The sequence below is a fragment of the Trichococcus sp. genome (assembly GCF_049589555.1).
In the GTDB taxonomy this organism is placed as follows: Bacteria; Bacillota; Bacilli; order Lactobacillales; family Aerococcaceae; genus Trichococcus.
On sequence record NZ_JBAWAZ010000027.1, the window covers coordinates 1 to 7299 of the forward strand.

Here is a 7299-nt window from a genome sequence, read left to right on the forward strand (position 1 = left end):
GGGAGAGTGGGTGTTGTGATTGCCGCCCATGGCAGGAGCACAGCAACGAGCATGGCCGAGGTTGTGACGACACTGTTGGGTGTCGACAATATCCGCGCTGTAGATATGCCTCTTGAGATGAAGCCCCAAGTGGCCCTCGAAAAAATTATTCATTGTGTCCAAGAAATCGATCGAGGCAGCGGAGTCATTTTATTGGTCGATATGGGCTCGCTGGCGACTTTTTCCGAAAAAATCACCGAAAAAACAGGGATTGAGGTCAAAACGATCGACATGGTCACGACTCCAATCGTTTTGGAGACGGTGCGCAAGACGGATCTTGTTGAAACGACACTTGATGAAATTTATCGATCGCTCCAATCTTTTCGTGGTTATGCAGGCAGCAACGTGACCACGAGAGAAGAGAACGGGCACACTTTACAGCGCAAAAAGGCGATCATTGCGATCTGCGCTTCGGGTGAAGGGACAGCGCAAAAGATGAAAGAGCTTATCGACAAGCATTTGGAGAAATATTTTGATGTGGAAATCGAGGTGCTGCCGATTTCGGTGATCGACATGGATGAGCAGCTGGTTCACTTGCAACAGGAGTATGAAATCCTGGCTACAACAGGAATCGTCAAACCAAAAATCGATGCCGTTTACATTCCAATGGAACATTTCTTCAATGGAGATGCCGAAAAAGTATTGGACTACTTAGTGGAAGAGTCCGAATCCTATGATGATAGTGAGTTGACATTGGAAAAGGCAAAGCAGATATGCGTGGAATACATGACGCAAAGCTTTACTTTCTTGAATCCGCAAAAGCTGATTGAACCTTTGTGGAAGTTTAGTAGTTCCTTAATGAAAAATGAGGAAAATTACTCCCAAGTAATCAATCTTCTGATGCACCTTGCGGGGATGTTTGAGCGGTCCCTGCGCCAGGATACATTGGTCGCGCCGCAAGAGGAACTTGAACGGACTGAACGGACAGAAACATTTAAGCAGCTGGAACAGTCCTTAAATCTCCTGAGCCGCACCTTTCAAATTGAGATGCCGAAAGATGAAGTATACTATCTGCAGCAACTGTTGGCCTATCAAGAATAACGATACAGTATCGCATACACTAACAACAAATAAAAAAATACACTAAGACACTATCGGGTTTAGTGTATTTTTTTGTGCTTTTTTATCGTAAGAAATGTGCCATACACTAAGTTGGCACGCTTTTTGCATATAGTATAGTGTCTGGTAAATGGCCTACCAAGCTATTTATCCAAACAGTCACAAAAATATATTCAATAGGAGGTATACAAATGGTAGGAATTATCCTAGCAAGTCATGGAGATTTCGCTGAAGGCATTCTGCAATCTGCTTCGATGATTTTCGGCGAACAAGAAAATGTCAAAGCAGTGACCTTGGCGCCTAGCGAAGGACCGGACGATGTCAAAAGAAAGATGCAAGAGGCTATCGCATCCTTTGACAATCAAGATGAAGTGCTGTTCTTAGTCGATTTATGGGGCGGTACACCGTTCAACCAAGCCAACAGTCTTTTTGAAGCACATAAAGACACATGGGCGATTATCGCCGGAATGAACCTTCCGATGGTCATCGAAGCGTATGCTGCACGTCTGAGCATGGAATCAGCACAAAAGATTGCTGCTCAAATTCTTCCAGCAGCGAAGGATGGTGTAAGAGCTAAGCCAGAAAGTTTAGAGCCAAAGAAAGTGGAAGCGGCTTCTAAGGGGCAACAGCTAAAAGGTAGCCTTCCTGCAGGCACAGTCGTGGGTGATGGCAAAATCAAGTTATCGTTAGTTCGTTTGGATTCACGGTTGCTTCACGGACAAGTGGCAACAACGTGGGCGAAAACAACTGGAACAGATCGGATCATCGTGGTTTCGGATAATGTCGCAAGAGATGAATTGCGTAAAAATCTGATTGTACAAGCGGCTCCTCCCGGAGTCAAAGCCAACGTGATTCCAATCAAAAAAATGATCGAAATTGCCAAGGATCCTCGTTTTGGGAACACGCATGCGCTCTTGCTTTTTGAAACAGTGCAAGATGTTGTTCGGGCATTGGAAGGCGGCGTGCAGATTGAGGAGTTGAATGTTGGATCAATGGCTCACTCAGTCGGCAAGGTTGTTGTGAATAAGGTTTTGTCAATGGGACCTGAAGATGTGAAAGCGTTTGAAACATTGAAAGCAAAAGGTGTTAAATTCGATGTCCGTAAAGTTCCAAATGATTCATCGGAAAAAATGGATTCGTTGCTGAAAAAAGCTAAAGAAGAATTAGCAAAGGCATAACAAGAAAAGAGGAGGTATATTATGTCAGTCGTTTCAATTATTCTAGTCATCATCGTGGCATTCTTTGCCGGGATGGAAGGCATTTTAGATGAATTCCAATTCCATCAACCGCTCGTTGCATGTACACTTATCGGACTTGTCACAGGTAATCTTGAAGCTGGTATTATTCTTGGCGGATCATTACAAATGATCGCATTAGGTTGGGCAAATATCGGAGCCGCTGTTGCACCTGACGCAGCACTTGCTTCTGTTGCATCGGCAATTATTTTAGTTTTGGGTGGTCAAGGCGTAAATGGCGTATCTTCCGCTATCGCCATTGCGATTCCTCTGGCTGTAGCTGGATTAGTCTTGACGATGTTCGTTCGTACACTCGCTGTTCCTATCGTTCATTTGATGGACGCAGCTGCAGAACAAGGCGACTATCGCAAGATTGAATGGCTTCAAATTGGGGCTATTGCCATGCAAGGTTTGCGTATCGCAATTCCTGCTGCAATGCTTCTGTTCATCCCTGCAGACGCTGTCCGTTCTGGGTTGGAAGCAATGCCGGGTTGGTTGACTGATGGAATGGCAATCGGTGGCGGTATGGTCGTAGCCGTTGGTTATGCAATGGTCATTAATATGATGGCTACTAAAGAAGTATGGCCATTCTTCATCATTGGTTTCGTTGTTGCCGCTGTATCTCAATTGACGTTGATCGCATTAGGAGCCCTAGGTGTTGCAATGGCCTTGATCTACTTGAACCTTTCTAAAATGGGCGGTTCCGGTAATGGCGGTTCTGGCAATACTGGCGATCCACTTGATTCGATACTCAACGACTATTAGGAAAGGAGACTGCAAACATGGCACAAAATACGGTAGAAAAAAAATTCGTATTAACTAAAAAAGATCGATTAGCGGTTGCTTGGCGTTCCACCTTCATTCAAGGATCATGGAACTATGAACGGATGCAAAATGGTGGCTGGGCTTTCGCAATGATTCCAGCAATCAAGAAACTTTATCCAGCAAAAGAAGATCGCGTCCTAGCATTGAAACGCCACTTGGAATTCTTCAATACACATCCATATGTGGCCTCTCCAGTATTAGGAGTAACGCTGGCTCTGGAAGAAGAACGCGCAAACGGAGCTCCAGTAGATGATGTTACAATTCAAGGTGTGAAGGTCGGGATGATGGGACCTCTTGCCGGTGTTGGTGACCCTGTGTTCTGGTTTACAGTTCGTCCAATTCTGGGGGCTTTAGGTGCATCCTTGGCCTTAACAGGAAATATCTTAGGACCTATCTTATTCTTTGTTGCATGGAACGCTATCCGTTGGGGATTCATGTGGTATACCCAAGAATTCGGTTATAAGGCTGGATCAAAAATCACTGAGGATTTGTCTGGCGGAATACTGCAAGATTTGACAAAAGGAGCTTCCATTCTTGGGATGTTCGTATTGGCTGCCTTGGTGCAACGTTGGGTATCCATCTCGTTTGCTCCAACCGTTTCTTCAGTGAAACTTTCAGAAGGCGCATTTATCGATTGGGAAAACCTGCCAAGTGGCACTGCCGGCATCCAGCAAGCACTGGCACAATATACTTCAGGCATGTCACTGACTGATACAAAAGTTACAACCTTGCAAAATAACTTGGATCAATTGATCCCTGGCTTGGCAGCATTGCTGTTGACATTCCTTTGCATGTGGTTGTTGAAGAAGAAAGTTTCTCCAATCTTGATCATTCTTGGCCTGTTCGTTGTCGGTATCGGCGGACGCTTGATCGGATTGCTATAATTCTCGAATGTATCAAAAATGATGATTATGAGGCTCAGGCAAACAAGCCTGAGCCTTGTTTTTCTTGTAAAAAGCAAAGAGTGTATATTATACTCAAACCAGACGAAAAGAGAGAGGGGCATATGCAATGGTTGAATCCCTGAATGCAAAGGTTGATATGGCAGTGGATGGTACTTCTTATATGGGGTTAACGGACTATGGGAAAATTATGATCGGAGATAAAGCGTTTGAATTTTATCATCATCGTGACCCCCGAAAGTTCATTCAAATACCTTGGGAAGAGGTCGATTATGTCTTGGCATCCGTGATGTTCAAAGGAAAATGGATTCCGCGGTTTGCGCTTCAAACAAAGAAAGATGGTACGTATACTTTTTCAGCCAAAAATCCCAAGGACGTGTTACGTGCGATCCGCATCTATGTTAGTCCAGATCACATGGTTCAATCATTGGGTTTCTTCGATGTTTTGAAGAATGCCTTCAAGCACATGTTCAAAAAGAAAGCATCCTGAATTGCGGCGGCAATTAAGTAAGATGCATACGGTGGGCGGTTGCTGGATGAGCGATTTAAGGAGGTTCTAAGGTGGTAATGGATATTCGATTAGTCCGAATCGACGACCGTTTGATTCATGGACAGGTGGCAACCGTGTGGACAAAGCAAAGCAAAGCAGAGCGGATTATTGTCATCAGTGATGAGGTGGCGCAGGATCATCTGCGAAAGACGCTGTTGCGTCAGGTCGCTCCACCAGGTGTAAAGGTCAACGTGATTCCGGTAGAAAAGTTTATTGAAATTTACTTTGATGATACACATAATCAATTTCGCGCGATGCTCTTGTTTACGAATCCTACCGATGTCGCACGAATCGTGCAAAGTGGCGTTCAAATTGATTCCGTCAACATCGGCAGTATGAGCTATTCAGATGGTAAGAAGATGATCACTAACGCAGTAGCGGTTGATAAACGCGATATTCAGGCTTTTGAGTACTTGAACTATAAAGGCATCCACTTGGATATCCGGAAGGTCGTCGCTGACAATAAAGTAGATCTCATGCAAGTGCTGAAAAAAGAAGGATTAGTTTGAGCGCATATTAAAAGAAGACACAAAGCGAATGGAACAGCGCCTTGTGCCTTCTTTATTTTTAGACGGAACGGTATACTATCCATGAGGTGACAAAATGCTAAAAGAAGCATGTGTAGAAAATTTTACGAACATCCCAGGAGTCATCGAGCACGGGGCTAAAAGGATTGAATTGTGTGATAATTTGGCAGTAGGGGGAACAACACCCAGCATTGGCGTCATCAAAATCGCAACGGATTATTGTTCCGACAAAGATGTACCCGTAATCGTGATGCTGCGACCACGAGGTGGAGATTTTGTTTATTCCAATCTGGAAAAAGCCATCATGATGCGAGATTTAGAAGAAATCATTGCCTTGCATTCCCAGGGTATAGCAGTAGGGGCTTTAACCGCAGCTGACGAATTGGATGAACCATTTTTGGAAGAAATCGCCAAGTTAGCCATCGATAATGGAATCGAACTTGCTTTCCATATGGCATTTGATCTAATACCGGAAGATAAGCAAAGAGACGCCTTATTATGGTTGGGAGAAATTGGGTTTACACGGATTTTGACGCATGGCGGTCCAACCGAAAACACGATTTTCGAAAACGCAGCGCACATTGCCGAACTTGCGGAAATCAGTCCAGAGATGACGATCATGCCGGGTGGCGGCATTACGAAAGACAATCTCGCAGACCTTGAAAAAGTTTTGGAATTCACCGAAGTACACGGGACACGAATTGTGTAGGAACCTATATTACTGAATAGACTTCTTTGATTATTTCAGTAGAGCCAATTTTGTGGGGAATTCCACCACCAAACCGCAACGAAGGGGCTGTCTCATTTTCGAGACAACCCCTTCTTTATGCTTTTCTTAGTAAGTGTAGTTATTCAGCGCGTTCCACAACAGGAACTCGTTGATGCCGGCATCATACAGTGCCTGCACTTGGGCATCTACTTGTTCTTTGCCGTAGGTTTGGTAGAACCCGGAACCCAGATAGGAAGCGGTGAAATCCTGCAGCCATGGTCGGCTGATTGGCGGAGTTTCAAGTGTTGCAAGCAACTCGTTTTCGACAATCATATATTCGGATACCAGTTCATACGGGTACAGATCCGGTTTGTAGATGCCGAAGTAATCGGTGCCCCAGTGGCTCGGATAGATCATCGAGGAGATGACATCGACATTTTCGGAAATCTGCGGGAAGTTCTGGCCGATGCCGGATGCTTCTACGACAGAAGCGGTATAGCCGAAGATATCAACGGATACGTCCACGCCGTAAGGCATCAATTTCTCTTTAGCATAGGCAGTAAAGTCAGTGATGGCTTGAACGCGTTTTTGGTCGTCGGTCATTTCCAAGTCAGCGTATTCGCCCATGTCGTAATTTAAATCATCGCCCCAAACTTCGAAACCTTCCGGGAAGCGGACATAGTCGAACTGGACTTCCTTGAATCCGACCTTGGCGGCTTCAATCCCGACATTGACTGCGTAATCCCAAGTCTGCTTCAGGAACGGGTTGATAAACGATTCGCCGTTGGAAGCGACCCAGACGGAGCCATCGCTTTCGGTGAAGGACATTTCCGGCTGTTCGTTGGCCAACAAGGTATCCTTGAAGGTCACGATGCGGGCGATCGGATAGATCTGCTTCTCTTCCATCACGTCCATCAGCTCTTTGATATCCGGGATATACTCTTCCGTATTTTCCTGGATATGGGTATCATCGGAGTTGAAATCTGCAGTCACGACGCCCATATCATCCTTGATGTCGATGACCATCGCGTTCAGGTCGTTCGAATCGACGTAAGCAAGCAATTTGTTGAATTTTTCTTCATAGCCGACCGAGTAGGCCGTCACATAGATCCCTTTTACGCCGTCAGCCGGATAGGCGATTTCGACGCCGCTGTCGTAGAAAAATTTCTTTGGCAGTTCCTTGGCGGTAGGTGTCTTCAAAAGGGCACCTTGGCGCAGCATCAGCGTGCTAGTAGTTGTGGCTGCTGCTGTTGTTTCGGCAGTGGCGCTATCGCTTGCAGCAGCGCTTTCGGTTTCGCTGGCCGAGGCAACCGTCGTCCCGGATAGGAAAAACAATAAACTGGCGGCAGCGAGTGTCTGTTTAAAATAGGTCATCATTACATTTCCTCCCGTTCAGGCGATTCGATTACGTTCGGGTCCACGATTGTGATATCTTTCGCGCGCAGGCCATCGA

Annotated in this window: 8 protein-coding genes; 7 read left to right on the top strand and 1 reads right to left on the bottom strand. The window is 45.5% G+C overall.

Going from position 1 to position 7299, the window contains the following annotated elements; translation table 11 throughout:
* The 7 genes from WBV27_RS01455 to WBV27_RS01485 all read left to right on the top strand — a co-directional run.
* A partial coding sequence (locus tag WBV27_RS01455; protein WP_424198778.1) for a PRD domain-containing protein occupies positions 1-1080 on the top strand: 1080 nt, incomplete at its 5' end.
* Between the two features lie 209 nt (positions 1081-1289).
* The gene (locus WBV27_RS01460) at positions 1290-2276 is read left to right on the top strand and encodes a mannose/fructose/sorbose PTS transporter subunit IIA (RefSeq protein ID WP_424198780.1); all 987 of its coding nucleotides are present in this window, start codon (positions 1290-1292) and stop codon (positions 2274-2276) included.
* Between the two features lie 21 nt (positions 2277-2297).
* On the top strand, positions 2298-3098 hold the full coding sequence (locus WBV27_RS01465) for a PTS mannose/fructose/sorbose transporter subunit IIC (protein ID WP_086941446.1): 801 nt from the start codon (positions 2298-2300) through the stop codon (positions 3096-3098).
* A 17-nt stretch (positions 3099-3115) separates the two neighbouring features.
* Positions 3116-4042, top strand: coding sequence for a PTS system mannose/fructose/sorbose family transporter subunit IID (locus WBV27_RS01470; protein WP_424198782.1), 927 nt, complete (start codon positions 3116-3118; stop codon positions 4040-4042).
* A gap of 127 nt (positions 4043-4169) precedes the next feature.
* Positions 4170-4550, top strand: coding sequence for a DUF956 family protein (locus tag WBV27_RS01475; protein ID WP_424198784.1), 381 nt, complete (start codon positions 4170-4172; stop codon positions 4548-4550).
* 71 nt (positions 4551-4621) lie between these two features.
* Positions 4622-5119, top strand: coding sequence for a mannose/fructose/sorbose PTS transporter subunit IIB (locus WBV27_RS01480; protein ID WP_424198786.1), 498 nt, complete (start codon positions 4622-4624; stop codon positions 5117-5119).
* Positions 5120-5213: 94 nt separating this feature from the next.
* Positions 5214-5846, top strand: coding sequence for a copper homeostasis protein CutC (locus WBV27_RS01485; protein WP_424198788.1), 633 nt, complete (start codon positions 5214-5216; stop codon positions 5844-5846).
* Positions 5847-5972: 126 nt separating this feature from the next.
* On the opposite strand, the gene WBV27_RS01490 is transcribed toward WBV27_RS01485, so the two are convergent.
* Entirely contained in the window at positions 5973-7223 is a 1251-nt protein-coding gene (locus WBV27_RS01490) for a putative glycoside hydrolase (RefSeq protein WP_424198790.1), read from the bottom strand.
* Positions 7224-7299 lie beyond the last annotated feature (76 nt).

Bases quoted from the DNA above. Each gene is read 5' to 3' on its own strand.
- WBV27_RS01460 (WP_424198780.1), top strand. From the start codon at position 1,290: ATGGTAGGAATTATCCTAGCAAGTCATGGAGATTTCGCTGAAGGCATT.
- WBV27_RS01465 (WP_086941446.1), top strand. From the start codon at position 2,298: ATGTCAGTCGTTTCAATTATTCTAGTCATCATCGTGGCATTCTTTGCC.
- WBV27_RS01470 (WP_424198782.1), top strand. From the start codon at position 3,116: ATGGCACAAAATACGGTAGAAAAAAAATTCGTATTAACTAAAAAAGAT.
- WBV27_RS01475 (WP_424198784.1), top strand. From the start codon at position 4,170: ATGGTTGAATCCCTGAATGCAAAGGTTGATATGGCAGTGGATGGTACT.
- WBV27_RS01485 (WP_424198788.1), top strand. From the start codon at position 5,214: ATGCTAAAAGAAGCATGTGTAGAAAATTTTACGAACATCCCAGGAGTC.
- WBV27_RS01490 (WP_424198790.1), bottom strand. From the start codon at position 7,223: ATGATGACCTATTTTAAACAGACACTCGCTGCCGCCAGTTTATTGTTT.